The sequence below is a fragment of the Imbroritus primus genome (genome assembly GCF_964332355.1).
GTDB classification, from domain to species: domain Bacteria; phylum Pseudomonadota; class Gammaproteobacteria; order Burkholderiales; family Burkholderiaceae; genus Imbroritus; species Imbroritus primus.
In genome coordinates this window covers 1,780,753-1,796,002 of the sequence record NZ_OZ201293.1, presented here as the reverse complement: position 1 = coordinate 1,796,002, position 15,250 = coordinate 1,780,753, and the positions used below count along the sequence as shown (strand labels likewise).

Annotated in this window: 12 protein-coding genes and 3 tRNA genes; 12 read left to right on the top strand and 3 right to left on the bottom strand. The window is 61.6% G+C overall.

The window, feature by feature from the left end:
* Positions 1-30: 30 nt before the first annotated feature.
* Positions 31-939 carry an NAD-dependent epimerase/dehydratase family protein gene (locus ACQ3C8_RS08205; RefSeq protein WP_428851233.1) on the bottom strand — a complete coding sequence of 303 codons (909 nt, stop codon included), beginning with the start codon at positions 937-939 and terminating at the stop codon, positions 31-33.
* Between the two features lie 450 nt (positions 940-1,389).
* On the opposite strand from ACQ3C8_RS08205, the gene ACQ3C8_RS08200 reads away from it, so the two are divergent.
* Positions 1,390-1,965, top strand: a complete 576-nt coding sequence (locus ACQ3C8_RS08200; RefSeq protein WP_428851232.1) for a hypothetical protein — start codon at positions 1,390-1,392, stop codon at positions 1,963-1,965.
* A gap of 318 nt (positions 1,966-2,283) precedes the next feature.
* Positions 2,284-2,838: a cytochrome b gene (locus ACQ3C8_RS08195; protein WP_428851231.1), complete on the top strand. Its 555-nt coding sequence runs from the start codon at positions 2,284-2,286 to the stop codon at positions 2,836-2,838.
* Between the two features lie 177 nt (positions 2,839-3,015).
* On the opposite strand, the gene fabI is transcribed toward ACQ3C8_RS08195, so the two are convergent.
* Positions 3,016-3,810 (bottom strand): enoyl-ACP reductase FabI, encoded by a 795-nt coding sequence (gene fabI / locus ACQ3C8_RS08190; RefSeq protein WP_428851230.1) that lies wholly within the window; start codon positions 3,808-3,810, stop codon positions 3,016-3,018.
* A gap of 361 nt (positions 3,811-4,171) precedes the next feature.
* On the opposite strand from fabI, the gene ACQ3C8_RS08185 reads away from it, so the two are divergent.
* From ACQ3C8_RS08185 to ACQ3C8_RS08165, 5 genes are all read left to right on the top strand, one after another.
* Positions 4,172-5,944, top strand: coding sequence for an extracellular solute-binding protein (locus ACQ3C8_RS08185; protein WP_428851229.1), 1,773 nt, complete (start codon positions 4,172-4,174; stop codon positions 5,942-5,944).
* A gap of 79 nt (positions 5,945-6,023) precedes the next feature.
* Entirely contained in the window at positions 6,024-7,079 is a 1,056-nt protein-coding gene (locus ACQ3C8_RS08180; RefSeq protein WP_428853051.1) for a microcin C ABC transporter permease YejB, read from the top strand.
* Between the two features lie 35 nt (positions 7,080-7,114).
* Positions 7,115-8,182, top strand: coding sequence for an ABC transporter permease (locus ACQ3C8_RS08175; RefSeq protein WP_428851228.1), 1,068 nt, complete (start codon positions 7,115-7,117; stop codon positions 8,180-8,182).
* On the top strand, positions 8,179-9,849 hold the full coding sequence (locus tag ACQ3C8_RS08170) for an ABC transporter ATP-binding protein (RefSeq protein WP_428851227.1): 1,671 nt from the start codon (positions 8,179-8,181) through the stop codon (positions 9,847-9,849). The genes ACQ3C8_RS08175 and ACQ3C8_RS08170 overlap by 4 nt, the downstream gene beginning before the upstream one ends.
* A 185-nt stretch (positions 9,850-10,034) precedes the next feature.
* Positions 10,035-10,733 (top strand): C40 family peptidase, encoded by a 699-nt coding sequence (locus tag ACQ3C8_RS08165; protein ID WP_428851226.1) that lies wholly within the window; start codon positions 10,035-10,037, stop codon positions 10,731-10,733.
* A 94-nt stretch (positions 10,734-10,827) separates the two neighbouring features.
* On the opposite strand, the gene ACQ3C8_RS08160 is transcribed toward ACQ3C8_RS08165, so the two are convergent.
* Positions 10,828-11,754: a patatin-like phospholipase family protein gene (locus ACQ3C8_RS08160; RefSeq protein WP_428851225.1), complete on the bottom strand. Its 927-nt coding sequence runs from the start codon at positions 11,752-11,754 to the stop codon at positions 10,828-10,830.
* 213 nt (positions 11,755-11,967) lie between these two features.
* On the opposite strand from ACQ3C8_RS08160, the gene ACQ3C8_RS08155 reads away from it, so the two are divergent.
* The 5 genes from ACQ3C8_RS08155 (at position 11,968) to ACQ3C8_RS08135 (ending at position 15,184) form a co-directional block, all read left to right on the top strand.
* Positions 11,968-12,999: a Fe(3+) ABC transporter substrate-binding protein gene (locus ACQ3C8_RS08155; protein WP_009524114.1), complete on the top strand. Its 1,032-nt coding sequence runs from the start codon at positions 11,968-11,970 to the stop codon at positions 12,997-12,999.
* A 184-nt stretch (positions 13,000-13,183) separates the two neighbouring features.
* Positions 13,184-14,578: a glutamate--tRNA ligase gene (gene gltX / locus ACQ3C8_RS08150; protein WP_428851224.1), complete on the top strand. Its 1,395-nt coding sequence runs from the start codon at positions 13,184-13,186 to the stop codon at positions 14,576-14,578.
* A 174-nt stretch (positions 14,579-14,752) separates the two neighbouring features.
* A tRNA-Ala gene (locus tag ACQ3C8_RS08145) sits at positions 14,753-14,828 on the top strand.
* A 131-nt stretch (positions 14,829-14,959) separates the two neighbouring features.
* Positions 14,960-15,035: transfer RNA gene (locus ACQ3C8_RS08140), tRNA-Glu, on the top strand.
* Between the two features lie 72 nt (positions 15,036-15,107).
* Positions 15,108-15,184 (top strand) — tRNA-Asp (locus tag ACQ3C8_RS08135).
* The last annotated feature ends 66 nt before the right edge of the window (positions 15,185-15,250 follow it).

The window sequence follows — 15,250 nt, the reverse complement described above, 5'->3', positions numbered from 1 at the left end:
AACATCAATGTCGGCGGCAATGCCGTATGGCTACAGCCAGCCCAGCGTCCGTAGATCGCGACGCAATGCTTCCGGCACTGTCACTGCCGGACTGACGCCCAGATCCGTTTGCAACCGGGTCAGGTCGAGCGGCCCCGCACCGCGCGCCGATCCGGCCCAGTGCACGGCGCCGGCATGCGGCACCAGGGCGCGCACGGCTGCGTGATAGTCGACCAGTGTCATATAGTTGTCGATGGGGCCGGCCACGTTGTAGACCGTATGTGCCGGGCCCGGATGCAACGCCGCTGCGACGGTGGCGGCGGCGGCGTCCGATACATGGGTCAGATGGACTGTCTCGCGCCCGCTGGCATCGTCGATGGTCACATCCTTGCCCGATGCCGTGCTGCGGATCTGTTGCCGCACCATGGCCATGCCGGCGCTATGCAGTTCCTGCGGACCGATGACGCCTGCATAGCGCAGCGCGACGAACTCCATGCCATACAACGCACGGTAGCGCGCACCGAGAATCTCGCATAGCCGCTTGGTCTGGCCATACAGGCCGACATCGTCGGGGATCGGATCAGTTTCCGACATCCGGTCCGTACGGCGGCCATACACTGCCATGCTGCTGCCGAACACCACGCGCCTGATTCCTGCAGCGCGGCAAGCTTCGAGCACATTTACCGTACCGTCCACATTGATGCGGATCGCCTCGGCGGGCTGCTGGTCGCATGAGAACTGCAGCAATGCTGCCAGATGGATGACCGCCGCCGGGCGGATAGATGCCAGCGTATCGCGTACCGCCGCAGCATCGGCAATTTCGCATGCCTTCCAGGGCAGGTCCGGGAGATCAGCTGCCGGACGTCGGGAGAGCAGGGTGACAGTGTGGCCGGCGGCAACCAGCTGCCGGGCAGTCTCGCTCCCGATAAGCCCCGAACCTCCGAGGATGGCGATATGCATATTTTGTCTCGTCCTTGTTGTTGTGTTTGGCGCCGCACCGTGACGTGGGGTTTGTATGCCCGGCGACCGCAATACGCCTTTCATTTTACGTTGTATCAGAAATCGCCGGAACAGCACGTGATATGTCAGTCGAGTGTCGCAACGTACTGATGTTTTTCATTTTCAGTTGTTTGGTGTTGTTGACCTTATTTGTCTTCATGATTGAGGTCATCGGGCATTAGCATGTCATGGACAGCGTAAGGCGTTGCCATACATGCGCCTGAGTTGCCTCTCCTACAAGTTGTCCAGATGTCCCCGAGCTGTATCCAGTTGTTCTCAAGTTGTTCTCTGTTTTTTGCCCTGTCTGTTTGTCGTGCAGTGAGGTGTGCCCATGCCTGCGGCGATATGCCGGTACGCATGCATGCAGTCGCCGGCATTTATCCATTCGTAATTGATCAGGAGAATCTGAGCATGAAAAAAATTGTATTGGTGAGTTGCACGATGGCATCTTTGTTCTTGGCAGCTTGCGGAGGTGGGGGCGATGGTGAGCCTGCCGCTTCGAGTACGACCGCGCCACCGCCTGCTCCAGTTGCCTCATTGAGCTGCCCTGACAGCTATAAGAAAATCACTGGCACGATTCCCAATGCGTCGCTCTCATTGACTGCTGGGGATGAGGCTGGGAACGATTTTGGCAAGCTGACGTTGAAGACGTCTTCGTTACCGGTTCCGTCTGCGGTTGAACCGGAGAACAAGGTATGCTTTGGCAAACTCACGAGCTTGCCGGCTGGCGCCGTGGGTGACGTAGCCTACGATGTGAGGGCAACGGATTTCTTTGAGAGCGCCACGGATCGCCAGGTCCAGATCACTGTGCCGACCGCAGGTATCCTTCCCAGCAATCCCACTGTCTACTTCTACACACTGGATGGCAGCGGCAATGCAGTGGCTGCGAGCCTGGCATCGAGCCCTTCGTTCAATATTGTCGATGGCAAGGTGACGGCTACTGTCGCAGCAGGTCTCCCGGGGCTGTATACGGTCAAGCTGCCGTAAGCATGAACCCGATTGGCAAGGGTGCAAGCCCAGGGCAATGCCCCTGGGCCTGCGCACGAGAGGTGGTTGGCGTGCCGACCCGGCCCGCCTGGGTTGCCCTTGCCAATAGCCATGCCACGCATCACCGCGGAACCCCATGCAAGTCGGTTGGAGTATTGACCCGGAGGGGTATGCGGAAGCCTTTGCGCTCGCTACACTACTTCCATTCGGCCGAGCTTGCTCCATGATTCGATCACGGGAGTCCGAGTGGCCGCTGCAGGTCTGACCTGACGGGTGTCATGTCGGGCCTGTGCCAGAATCAGGCCTGGTGGGGCAACCATGACATTGAAGAACTCGCAAGACCGCTACAGTACTTTGATCATTGGCCTGCATTGGTTAATGCTGGTGCTGCTTGTCGCTGTGTACGCGGCCATGGAGCTGCGCGACCTCGCGCCCAAGGGGAGCGCGTTGCGGGCGGATCTCAAGATCCTGCATTTTCTGCTCGGCCTGTGCGTACTCGGGCTCGTAGCGGTCCGGTTGGGCGGACGCTGGATTGGCGGTGATACACCGCCCGTGCGTCCACCGATGCCGGGGTGGCAGGACAGGTTTGCTCGACTCATGCATTATGCCCTGTATGCTTTCATGATCGTTACGCCGCTCCTGGGCTGGCTGACGCTGAGCGCAGCGGGCAAGCCGATCAACCTGTTCGGCGTGGCGGTTCCAGCGCTGATTGGCGCGGATGAGTCGCTCTCCCACCAGCTCAAGGACTTCCACGAAGCGCTTGCCACTGCCGGTTATTTCCTGATCGGCCTTCATGCAGCGGCGGCGCTGGTCCATCACTATGTCACCCGCGACAATACCCTGGTGCGCATGCTGCCCGGGAGACGCCTCTGACGGGCGTCGATCGTCGACGTGGTGGAATCGTGCCTGCCCGCGCCATGGACTCGTGCGACGGTCCTGCATGCCCCAGTCCCTTGCACTGAAATAAAAAAAGCCCGGGCATCCCGGGCTTTCTTGTCATGCCGCCAGGCGATTGAGGAAGGATCGCACTACAGGCAGCCGCGCGGGGGCTCAGCCCATATCGTCTTCCGTCAAGCCGCCGGAGATGATGTTGAAGCCCGCATCGACATGCGTGATTTCCCCGGTGATGCCGCTCGACAGGTCTGAGAGCAGGAAGGCGGCCGCATTGCCGACTTCCTCGATGGTCACATTGCGTTGCAACGGAGCGTTGTGTTCGGTATGCGCCAGGATCTTGCCGAAGCCCTTGATGCCGGAGGCGGCAAGCGTCTTGATCGGACCGGCCGAAATGCCGTTGACGCGGATGCCCTTGGGGCCGATGGCGCCGGCCAGGTAGCGGACGCTCGCTTCGAGCGAGGCCTTGGCAAGGCCCATGGTGTTGTAGTTGGGGACGAAGCGCTCGGCGCCGAGGTAGGTCAGCGTCAGCAGCGAGGCTTTGGGGGAGAGCAGTGGCATGGCCGCCTTCGCCATGGCCGGGAAGCTGTAGGCGGAGATGTCGTGGGCAATGCGGAACGATTCGCGCGACAGGCCGTCAAGCAGATTGCCAGCAATCGCTTCGCGCGGGGCGAAGCCGATGGAGTGGACGATGCCGTCGAGCTGCGACCAGGATTTGCCCAGGTCGGCGAACAGCGCATCGATCGCTTCGTCGCTGCCGACATCACATTCAAAGACCAGGTCCGTGCCGAATTCCTTGGCGAATTCGTTGATGCGGTCTTTGAAGCGCTCACCTACGTAGGTGAAGGCCAGGTCGGCGCCTTCACGTTTGCAGGCGGAAGCAATGCCATAGGCAATCGAGCGATTGGACAGCAGCCCGGTGATCAGAATCTTTTTTCCAGCGAGAAAACCCATAGTCACTCCAGTTCTTTCCTTGTTCGTTTCGGCGGAGCGGTGCTGCCCACGTCGTAAAACGTGTAAGCTACTGTGCACGCCACCGCACTCCCGGCCTCTGCAGATGCCGTGGTCTCCCCGGGCCGCATGGCGGCTCCGCAGGGCCTGCGCGCCAGTCGGGAGGTGGCCGGGCAGTGGGCCAAACTAAAATTGTCTCATAAACGGGGTCGGATTCGGCGTTCCGGCCCGGACTTTCGTACGGAGTGCTGCATCGTTGAGGACATTCCCGCGCATGCGATTTTCAGCGCCACGCCGGGTGGCATCATGGGTCGGAACGCTTCCAGGTCTGGTGCGCGCCACCACTGTTTGCTGTGCGGTTGGCATGGCTGCGCCCGTCTGGGCGGCGCATGGCTTCGCCCTGTATGGTGATCTCAAGTATGCGCCGGGCTTCGCGCATTTCGATTACGTCAACCCCCAGGCACCACGCGGCGGGACGCTGACGCTGGCCAATCCCGATCGGCGTACCAGCTTCGACAAATTCAATCCGATAACCATCAAGGGCGTGTCCGCACCGGGGCTGGAAAGCCTGATGTTCGAGACGTTACTGACGACGAGCGCGGATGAGACGGCGAGTGCCTATGGTTTGCTGGCAGAGGACGTCACCGTGGCACCCGATGGCTTGTCGATCACTTTCCGGCTGCGACCGGAGGCGCGTTTTTCAAACGGCGATCCGGTGCTGGCTGCGGATGTGAAGTATTCCTACGACATGGTACGCAGCAAGTTTTCCATCCCGGCGTATCGCAGCCTGACCGAAGATGTGGCGCGTGTGACCGTGACGGGGCCGCGCACGATCCGCTATGACCTGCGCCAGCGCAACCGCGAGATGCCGCTGATCCTTGGCGCGCTGCCGGTGTTTTCGCCAAAATGGGGAGGCGGCAAGCCATTCGATCAGTTGACCTTCGAAGCACCCGTCGCCAGCGGTCCTTACCTGATCGAACGATACACGGCTGGCCGCAACATCACATACCGGCGCAATCCTGCCTATTGGGGCAATCATTTGAACGTGCGGCGCGGGTTGTATAACTTCGAGCGCGTCACCTATCGCATGTATGCCGACGAAACCGTGCGGCTTGAGGCTTTCAAAGCTGGCGAGTTCGATGCCATTGTCGAGAATCGCGCCAAACTGTGGGTGAAGAGCTATACCGGCAAACGCTTTCGTAATGGCGAGTTGACGAAGCAGGAGTTTGCCCATCGCAACAGCGCCGGTATGCAGGGCTTCCTGATGAACGTGCGTCGCCCGCAGTTCCAGGATCGCCGGGTGCGCCAGGCGCTGGGGCTGGCCATGGATTTCCAGTGGCTGAACCGGCAGTTGTTCTATGGCGCTTATCAGCGGATCGACAGCTGGTTTACGAATAGCGATCTGGCGGCGGTGTCGAGTCCGGGAACGCGGCCGGATGCGGGCGAGTTGAAACTGCTCGAGCCCTTGCGCACCCGTGTCCCGGCGGAGGTATTCGGCCCCGCCGCGATCCCCCCGTCGACGGATCCACCTGGCTCGCTGCGGGAGAACCTGCGCGAGGCCCGCCGCCTGCTGGCTGAAGCCGGCTGGACCTATCGCGACGGCGCATTGCGCAATGCGGCCGGCACACCATTCCATATCGAGTTTCTCGAGGATGGCGGCGCTATGAGCCGGGTGATCACGGCATATGTGCGCAACCTGGACAAGCTGGGTATCAGGGTGACCCTGCGTACCACGGACTACGTGTTGTACCAGAAACGCATGGACAGCTTCGACTACGATATGGCCAGCATGCGCTTCCCCGATTCGCAGAGCCCGGGCAATGAGCTGCTCGACCGCTTTGGCAGTGCCGCTGCCGACGTGCAGGGCTCAAGCAACATCATTGGCGTGAAGTCGCCCGCCGTGGATGCCCTGGTCAACCACGTGTTGCGCGCCGATACGCGCGAGGAGCTGGTCACCGCAGCCCGGGCGCTTGATCGCGTGTTGATGCACAACTACTATGCGGTACCGCACTGGTACAGCGCGGTGCACCGTGTCGCCTATCGCAGGAGTCTTGGCATCCCGGCAACGCTACCCAAGTATTATGCTGCCGAGCCGTGGATCGTCGCCTTGTGGTGGGATGGCGCGCAGAAGAAGTAGGTGGGCGGTGGCTTGTGGCTGCAAGTGATCGCTGCCCCGTCGCGCTACCTGTTTGTCAACGCTGGAACTGTTCATCGCAATGCTGGCTTATCTGCTCAAACGCATCCTGCTGATGATTCCGACCTTGCTCGGCGTCATCACGCTGACCTTCGTCGTCATCCAGTTCGTACCGGGCGGCCCGGTCGAGCAGATGATCCTCGAGATGAAAGGGCGAGGCGCCGGCGGCGAGGCGTCCGGTGGCGGCGTGGGTGCCGACTATCGTGGGCGGATTGGCGTGGAGCCGGAGCGCATCAAGGAGATTCAGGCGTTATACGGCTTTGATAAACCGCCGCTGGAACGCTACTGGCTGATGCTGAAACGTTTTGCCCAGTTCGACCTGGGCCAGAGTTACTTCCAGCACCGCAGTGTCTGGGAGCTGGTCAAGAGCAAGTTGCCGGTGTCGATCAGCCTCGGGCTGTGGACCTTTTTTCTTAGCTACCTGATATCGGTGCCACTAGGCATTGCCAAGGCGGTACGCGCCGGCAGCCGCTTCGACATTGCCACGAGCCTGGTCGTGCTGGTGGGGTATGCCATTCCTGGCTTTGTGTTGGGGGTGCTGCTGCTGGTGCTCTTCGGTGGCGGCACCTTCGTCCAGTGGTTTCCGCTGCGCGGCCTAACGTCGGACAACTGGGAGCAACTGTCGCTGGCCGGCAAGGTGCTCGACTATCTCTGGCACCTGGTGCTTCCTGTCACGGCATCGGTCATCGGCAGCTTTGCCATCGTGACGATGCTGACCAAGAACGCATTCCTGGAAGAGATCCGCAAGCAGTATGTGCTGACGGCGCGCGCCAAGGGGCTCTCGGAGAAGCGGGTGCTGTGGAAGCATGTGTTCCGCAATGCACTGATTCCGCTGGTGACTGGCTTTCCTGCGGCATTCATTGGTGCCTTCTTCACCGGATCGCTATTGATCGAGACACTGTTTTCGCTTGATGGGCTCGGACTGCTGTCATATGAGGCGGTGCTGCGGCGCGATTACCCTGTGGTACTCGGGACGCTGTATCTGTTTACGCTGATCGGGCTCGTGACCCGGTTGATTTCCGATGTCTGTTATGTGCTGGTCGATCCGCGCATCCAGTTTGACGCGATGGGACGCTGATGCACGCCGGACTATCCTCCAATCGCAGCGTGCGCATGACCGCCTCGCTCTCGCCGCGCCAGCGTATCTGGCAGCGTTTCCGCCGTAACCGCCTGGGTTACTGGAGCCTGGTCATCTTCATCGTGCTGTTCGTCGTCAGCCTGTTCGCCGAGGCGCTGTCCAATGACCGTCCGCTGGTGGCACGCTATGAGGGGCAGTGGTATTTCCCATTGATCCATACCTATCCGGAAACCACATTTGGCGGCGATTTCCCGACGCCGACGGATTATCTTGACCCCTATATCCGCGAGCGCCTGAGCGCAGGGCGTAATTTTGCGCTGTATCCGCCCAATCGGTTCTCGTACGACACCATCAACTATTTCGCCAGTGCGCCCAATCCCGCGCCACCCTCGGCGGAGAACTGGCTCGGTACCGATGACCGTGGTCGCGACGTACTGGCGCGGCTGTTCTACGGGTTTCGCCTGTCGGTGCTCTTCGGGCTGACACTGACCGCGATCGGCATTTTCATCGGCACCATTACCGGCGCGCTCATGGGTTTCTTTGGCGGGCGGCTCGACTTGTACGCGCAGCGTGCTATCGAAATCTGGAGTGCCATGCCGGAGCTGTACCTGCTGATCATCTTTGCGTCAATCTTCGAGCCCAGCCTGTGGCTGCTGATCGTACTGCTCTCGCTGTTCGGCTGGATGGGGCTGTCGGACTATGTGCGCGCCGAGTTCTATCGGAACCGCACGCTGGATTACGTCAAGGCCGGGCGGGCGCTGGGCCTTTCCAACTGGCAGTTGATGATCCGCCATATCCTGCCGAACAGCCTGACGCCCGTCATCACCTTCCTGCCGTTCCGCATGAGCGCCGCCATCCTCGCGCTGACCAGCCTCGATTTTCTGGGTCTGGGGGTGCCGCCGCCGACGCCGAGCCTGGGCGAATTGCTGGCGCAAGGCAAGGCCAATCTCGATGCCTGGTGGATCTCGGCATCGACCTTTGGCGTGCTGGTCACGACGCTGCTGTTACTGACCTTTATCGGCGACGCCTTGCGCGATGCCTTCGATACCCGCATGGGCATGCTGCCGGCGGGCAAGCCGCGCCGCACGGAGGTGCGCGGATGAGCACGCGCAACCAGTCCAATGGCCCGCTGCTCAGGCTCGATCATCTGTCCGTCCGCTTTGGTGACGGGCCACAGGCCACCCACGCGGTGCGCGATGTGAGCCTGGAGATCCGCGCCGGTGAGCGTTTTGCCCTGGTGGGCGAGTCCGGATCCGGCAAGACGGTGACAGCGCTATCGATCAACCGCCTGCTGCAGGATGCTCATTACGGCGGACGCGTGCTGTATGACGGCCAGGATCTGCTGGCGCTCGACGAGCGCGCAGTGCGGCGGCTGCGCGGCGCAGATATCGCCATGGTGTTCCAGGAGCCGATGACGGCCCTCAATCCGCTGTATTCCGTGGGCAACCAGATTGTCGAGACGCTCCAGCTGCATGAGGCCCTCGACGCGCGCACTGCGACCGAGCGCGCCATCGCCTTGCTGGAGCGCACCGGTATCACGGAGGCCGGGCGGCGCTTCCACAGTTTTCCGCATCAGTTATCCGGCGGGCAGCGCCAGCGCGCCATGATCGCCATGGCCCTGGCATGCCGTCCGCGGTTGCTGCTCGCGGATGAACCGACCACGGCGCTCGATGTGACGATCCGCCTGCAGATCATGGCGCTGCTGCGTGACCTGCAAGAAGAGTTCGGCATGGCGGTGATGCTGATCACACACGACCTCAATCTCGTCCGGGCGTTTGCCCAACGAGTCGGCGTGATGGAGAAGGGCGTGCTGGTCGAAAGCGGCGAGACTGCTGCGATCTTCAACGACCCGCAGCATCCCTACACGCGCAAGCTGATCGATAGCCGGCCGCAGCGTGATGTGCTCCCGCTACTGCCAATTGCGCCGGTGCTGCTGGAAGCGCGCGACCTGCAGGTCGCCTATCCCAAGCCGCGCTCCGGATTTGCCGGATGGCTGCGCCCCGACCAGTTCGTGGCCGTGCGCGACGTGGCGCTGACGCTCCGCGAAGGCGAGACGCTCGGCATCGTGGGTGAATCCGGCTCGGGCAAGACCACGCTGGCCCAGGCGCTGCTCGCGCTGCAGCCGATCGCCGGCGGCGACATCCGTTTTCTCGGGCAATCCGTGCCCGCCATGCCGCGCACGGCGCGGCGCGACCTGCGCCGGCGCATGCAGGTGGTGTTCCAGGATCCGTATGGATCGTTGTCACCCCGCATGACCATCGAGCAGATCGTGGGCGAGGGCCTGGCACTGCATCATCCGGCCTTGTCGCCGGAGGAGCGCCGCAAGCAGGTGATCGCCACATTGCGCGAGGTCGGCATCGACCGGACGGCGCTCGAGCGCTATCCGCATGAGTTCTCCGGCGGACAGCGCCAGCGCATCGCGATTGCCCGCGTGCTGATCCTGCGCCCGCAGGTGCTCGTGCTGGATGAGCCAACGTCGGCGCTGGACGTGTCGATCCAGCAGCAGGTGCTGGCGTTGCTGGGCAGCCTGCAGCGCAAGTACAACCTGAGCTATCTGCTGATCAGCCACGATCTGGCCGTGATCCGCGCCATGTCGCACCGGGTCATGGTGATGCGGGAAGGAGAGGTAGTGGAGCAGGGCGAGGTCGAGCAGGTGATGCGCGCGCCCACGCATGCCTACACGCGCCGCCTGCTGGAGGCTGCGCACTTTGGCGAAGCGGTACAGGAACTGGTCACGAGGGTTGCCGATGAGGCGAATCCCCCAGGATGAGGGGATTTTCCGGCAACTCTCGGCAAACAACTGAAAAATCATCGCAAAACAGCCATTTTTGTTTTGACAAACATGGCGATAGCCCTTTACTATCGCCCGATGCAATTTTTTGCCGGGGCGATGGGCCGTGCCGGTGACTGAGCGATACATGACTTCCGGATCGATTCCGGCACTCAGGAGAACCCATGCAACGACGACGAACCGTTTCAAGCGCCCTTGCGGGCACCGCTTCCGGGCTGGCCGTCCTCTGCTGCACTCTCCTCGTTTCTCCCCAGGCGCAAGCCGACACCGTTTTCCGCGCTCCCGAATCTGCTGTTTCAGCTCGCAATGACGCGCCTGCGCAAGAGGAGCGCCGCGGTCTTCTGTCTTCCATGATGAGCTCCACCACCGCCGTGGCGTCCAACGTCGCCAACCGGGCGGGCGATCTCGTCATGAATGCGCTGGGCCTGATTGGCGTGCGCTACCGCTTCGGCGGCAACAGCCCCGAGACCGGCCTCGATTGCAGCGGTTTCGTCCGCTACGTGTTCAATGACACGTTCGGCTTCCTGTTGCCGCGTCGCGCCGAGGAAATGAGCCGGGTGGGCACTACCATCGATACGACCGAGCTGCGTCCGGGCGATCTGGTGTTCTTCAATACGATGCGCCGCACGTTCTCGCACGTGGGCATCTATATCGGCGACAACAAGTTTGTCCATGCACCGTCCAGCGGCGGCAAGATCCGTGTGGACGACATGCGCCAGTCCTACTGGGTGGCGCGCTACAACGGCGCTCGCCGTGTCGACGAGGCCCAGCGCCCCGACATGTCGCGCGGCCTCGATTCGATGGTCGAGACGCTGCAGCGGCTAGATGCTGGAAACGTCACTTCGCGCCTCGGCGCGCGTTGATCCTTTTCGGCATGCCGGCGTGGCCGGCGTGCATGCTTCCTTCCTGATTTCCGCAAGCTGATTCCGGCAAGCCTGCCAGGCGCAATCCGCCACCTCAGCCCGCAGGCGGAATCAATCCCAGTTGTGCCTTCAGTTCCGGCAGGATCGCGGCCACGGCCCTTTCTCCGGCCAGGATAGCCTGGTTGCGTGCGCCAAAGTCGCTGCTGCTCATGGCCGGCAAGTCGGGGCGGATGACGATATCGGCGCTGGCCAGGGCCAGCTTGTTGATGGTCTGCCCCATGATGGCCGTGGTCTGCAGCAGGACGCCGACCTGGCCGTCGGCACTCTGGCCAGCGGGGTCGGCCGAGATATTCACGGCGATTACGAAATCCGCGCCCATTTGCCGTGCGGCTTCTGTGGGCACGGGCGCTACCAGCCCGCCATCCACATACTGCTTGCCGGCAATGCTGACGGGCTGGAACACGCCCGGTACGCTGCATGAGGCGCGTACCGCCTGCCCGGTGTTACCGCGCCGGAAGACGATGGGCGTACCGCTTTTCAGCTCAGTGGCGACGATGCCGAGCGGCAGCTTCATATTGTCGATCGTGCGGTGATGCACGAGCTGATTGACGTAGCGCTGCAATGCCTCGCCTTTAAGCCAGCCGCCGAAGCGGCTGCCAAACGGCAACGCCCAGTCGGCGATGACTGCTTCGTCCATTTTCAGCGCCAGCGCATTCATCTCGAAACCGTCCATGCCGGATGCGTAGAGCGCTGCCACCACGCTGCCCGCGCTGGTGCCCGTCACGAGCGCCGGACGGATGCCTTGTGCTTCCAGCGCCTTGATCACGCCAATATGGGCAAAGCCGCGCGCCGCGCCGCCGCCGAGGGCCAGGCCGATGCGTGCCGGTTTGCGCGGGCTGGCGACGGGCGCCGTAGTGGGCTGGGTGGGCGGGGTGGCGTCACCGCCAGAGTGGAACATCGAGCAGCCGGTCAGGCCGCCGAATATGGCGCTTGCGGCACCGAGAAACATTCGTCTATGCATAGGTGTGCAGGGTAAGGCTGATGCCCTGGGAATGGGGCGTGAATGGTGGCAGTCGCGGAGCGCATATGATATCCCCCGAAATGAAGAGGGGAGTTATCGAGAACGAATCCCATTTTCATGCAGACTAAGGTAAGATGCCGTGCGAATGATAACCATTCTTTTGTCGGCGTTCTTCATCCATTCTTCAAGCAGCCATTGCAACGGGAATCACACATGCTGAAAAAAAGCCTCTTGATGCTCGCTCTCGCCTCCGTATCCTTGGGCGCTGCCGCCCAGGAAAAAGTTCTGAATATCTATTCGGCGCGGCATTACCAGACCGATGAAGCGCTGTATGGCGGCTTCACCAAGCAGACCGGTATCAAAATCAACCGCATCGAAGCCGATGACAATGCATTGCTCGAGCGGCTGCGCAACGAAGGCGCGAAGAGCCCGGCCGACGTGATCCTGATGGTGGATGCCGCACGCCTGTGGCGCGCCGAGAATGAAGGGCTGTTCCAGCCCGTGAAGTCAGCCACGCTCGAGAAGCGTATTCCGGCGAACCTGCAGGGCCGCGAGGCGGGCAAGGATCCGCAGTGGTTCGGCTTCTCCACGCGCGCACGCGCGATCGTCTACAACAAGGCCGATGTGAAGCCCGGCGATGTCGATACCTATGCCAAGCTGGCCGACCCGAAGAACAAGGGCAAGGTCTGCACGCGTTCCGGCTCGCATCCCTACATGCTGTCCCTGATCGGCTCGATGATCGAGCGCAAGGGCGAAACCGCGACCGAGGCATGGGCCAAGGGCATGGTAGCCAACATGGCCCGTGCGCCGAAGGGCGGCGATACCGATCAGATCAAGGCCGTGGCCAGCGGCGAGTGCGGTGTGGCGCTGACCAACAGTTATTACTTCGTGCGCCTGATGCGCTCCGAGAAGCCGGAAGACAAGGACGTCATCGGCAAGGTTGGCTTCATCTGGCCTGACCAGGCAGGCGATGGCACGCACGTAAACGTGGCCGGTGCCGGCGTGGCGCGCAATGCCCCGCACAAGGCAGAAGCCATCCAGTTCCTCGAGTATCTGGCAAGCGACCAGGCGCAGAACTACTTTGCCTCGGGCAATAACGAGTGGCCGGCCGTCGCTTCGGCGAAGGTGGACAATCCGGCGCTCGATTCGCTGGGCAAGTTCAAGGCTGAAAATGTTTCGATCGGCGCCATCGGCCGCAACCAGGTTACCGCGCAGAAGATTCTCGATCGCGTGGGTTACAAGTAAATATCCTGGCGCGCATGTGTCCCATGCGCATGCCATGCCCTTTGAGCCGCCGTCAGGCGGCTTTTTTCTTGGCAGCCCGGCATGGGGTCTGCGAGCCCGCTTGGTATAATTGCGCTCCGATTTTCATGGTTGTCCAGCAGGCGTGGCTGTTCGCTTGCTGGCCTCCTCTCTGGCTTTCTCCGACATGACACGACGCGTCCGTACCCGTTTCGCCCCCAGCCCTACCGGCTTCATCCATCTCGGCAACATCCGCTCGGCACTGTATCCGTGGGCCTATGCGCGCCGCATGGGTGGCGATTTCATCCTGCGCATCGAGGACACGGATGTCGAGCGCTCCACGCAGGAAGCCGTCGATGTAATTCTTGAGGGCATGGATTGGCTAGGCCTCGACTTCGACGAGGGGCCGTTCTACCAGATGCAGCGTATGGAGCGCTATCGCGCCGTGATCGCGCAGATGCTGGAGCAGGGACTGGCCTACCACTGCTACATGAGCACCGAGGAACTCGACCGCTTGCGCGAACAGCAGATGGCCGCCAAGCAGAAGCCGCGCTACAACGGCTTCTGGCGTCCGGAACCCGGCAAGACGCTGCCGGAACCGCCGGCTGGCGTGCAGCCTGTGGTGCGTTTTCGCAATCCGCTCGGCGGGAGCGTGGTGTGGGACGATGCAGTGAAAGGCCGCATCGAGATTTCCAACGACGAGCTGGACGATCTCGTCATTGCGCGCCCCGACGGCACGCCCACCTACAACTTCTGCGTGGTGGTCGACGATCTCGACATGGAGATCACGCACGTGATCCGCGGTGATGACCACGTCAACAATACCCCGAGGCAGATCAACATCATTCGCGCGCTGGGCGGCACGCCGCCGGTCTACGCGCACCTTCCGACCGTGCTCAACGAGCAGGGCGAGAAGATGAGCAAGCGCAATGGCGCGATGAGTGTCATCGGCTACCGCGATGCCGGTTTCCTGCCGGAAGCCGTGGTGAACTATCTCGCCCGGCTCGGCTGGGCGCATGGCGATGCGGAGATTTTTTCGCGCGAGCAGTTCGTCGCGTGGTTCGACCTCGAGCATCTGGGCAAATCGCCTGCGCAGTACAACCCCGAGAAACTGCTCTGGCTGAACAACCATTACATCAAGCAGGCCGACAACGCGCACCTGGCGACGCTGGTGCAGCCGCGCATCGAGCAGCGTGGTGGCCGCGTGGCAGGTGCGCCGCTCGCAGGCGTGATCGCACTCGTGAAGGATCGCGCCAATACATTGGAAGAGATCGCCGAGACCGCGATGCTGTTCTATCGTGGCGAACCGGTCATCGATCCCGCGCTGGCACAGGAGCACCTGAACGATGAAACGCGGCCTGCAATCGACGCACTCCGTGTGGTCCTCGAAGGGGTGAGCAGTTGGGACAAGGCGTCGATCAGCGCGGCATTCAAGGCCGTGCTCGCCGAACGCGGCTGGAAGATGCCGCGTCTTGCGATGCCGGTACGCTTGCTGGTGACTGGACAATTGCAGACACCTGCGATCGATGCGGTGCTTGAATTGCTCGGCCGCGATATCGTGTTGCGTCGCCTGGCGCAGTAGCAGGGACCGTAGCAGGAAGAGGGAGCGTCAAAAAATAACGAAATATTTGATGCCCCCTCTTTACATGATCGGGTGACCTACATATAATCTTGTTTTCCCAAGCAACGGGGAACGCAGCAAGAAGCAAGGCAGTACGATGCAGTTGGCAGCAACCCGTTGCAGTAGTCGGATTTTGGGGCTATAGCTCAGCTGGGAGAGCGCTTGCATGGCATGCAAGAGGTCAGCGGTTCGATCCCGCTTAGCTCCACCAAATACCGGAAGTTTTCGAATCAAAACATCGAATCTGAAACTTCCAAAATGCTGAAAAGCACGCTATAATAGCGGACTTCGCAGCACAGACAGAAATGTCGGCAGTCACTGAAAAGTGTTGCAGCAGGTTCTGTCCCCTTCGTCTAGAGGCCTAGGACATCACCCTTTCACGGTGAGTACAGGGGTTCGAATCCCCTAGGGGACGCCAATACATCGGGCGTGCAAGTCGCCCAGTTTTTTGCGGTCCAGAGCTTTACTGCTCCAGATGGCAGACCAACACGGAGTGGTAGTTCAGTTGGTTAGAATACCGGCCTGTCACGCCGGGGGTCGCGGGTTCGAGCCCCGTCCACTCCGCCAAAAAGAAACCCGCTGATGCAAATCAGCGGGTTTTTTCTTTTCTGTTTTTCCCTCTTGTTTATTTCG

Excerpts from the sequence above, each read along its gene's own strand:
- ACQ3C8_RS08205 (WP_428851233.1), bottom strand. The coding sequence starts at position 939 with ATGCATATCGCCATCCTCGGAGGTTCGGGGCTTATCGGGAGCGAGACT.
- ACQ3C8_RS08200 (WP_428851232.1), top strand. The coding sequence starts at position 1,390 with ATGAAAAAAATTGTATTGGTGAGTTGCACGATGGCATCTTTGTTCTTG.
- ACQ3C8_RS08195 (WP_428851231.1), top strand. The coding sequence starts at position 2,284 with ATGACATTGAAGAACTCGCAAGACCGCTACAGTACTTTGATCATTGGC.
- fabI (WP_428851230.1), bottom strand. The coding sequence starts at position 3,810 with ATGGGTTTTCTCGCTGGAAAAAAGATTCTGATCACCGGGCTGCTGTCC.
- ACQ3C8_RS08185 (WP_428851229.1), top strand. The coding sequence starts at position 4,172 with ATGGCTGCGCCCGTCTGGGCGGCGCATGGCTTCGCCCTGTATGGTGAT.
- ACQ3C8_RS08180 (WP_428853051.1), top strand. The coding sequence starts at position 6,024 with ATGCTGGCTTATCTGCTCAAACGCATCCTGCTGATGATTCCGACCTTG.
- ACQ3C8_RS08175 (WP_428851228.1), top strand. The coding sequence starts at position 7,115 with ATGACCGCCTCGCTCTCGCCGCGCCAGCGTATCTGGCAGCGTTTCCGC.
- ACQ3C8_RS08170 (WP_428851227.1), top strand. The coding sequence starts at position 8,179 with ATGAGCACGCGCAACCAGTCCAATGGCCCGCTGCTCAGGCTCGATCAT.
- ACQ3C8_RS08165 (WP_428851226.1), top strand. The coding sequence starts at position 10,035 with ATGCAACGACGACGAACCGTTTCAAGCGCCCTTGCGGGCACCGCTTCC.
- ACQ3C8_RS08160 (WP_428851225.1), bottom strand. The coding sequence starts at position 11,754 with ATGCATAGACGAATGTTTCTCGGTGCCGCAAGCGCCATATTCGGCGGC.
- ACQ3C8_RS08155 (WP_009524114.1), top strand. The coding sequence starts at position 11,968 with ATGCTGAAAAAAAGCCTCTTGATGCTCGCTCTCGCCTCCGTATCCTTG.
- gltX (WP_428851224.1), top strand. The coding sequence starts at position 13,184 with ATGACACGACGCGTCCGTACCCGTTTCGCCCCCAGCCCTACCGGCTTC.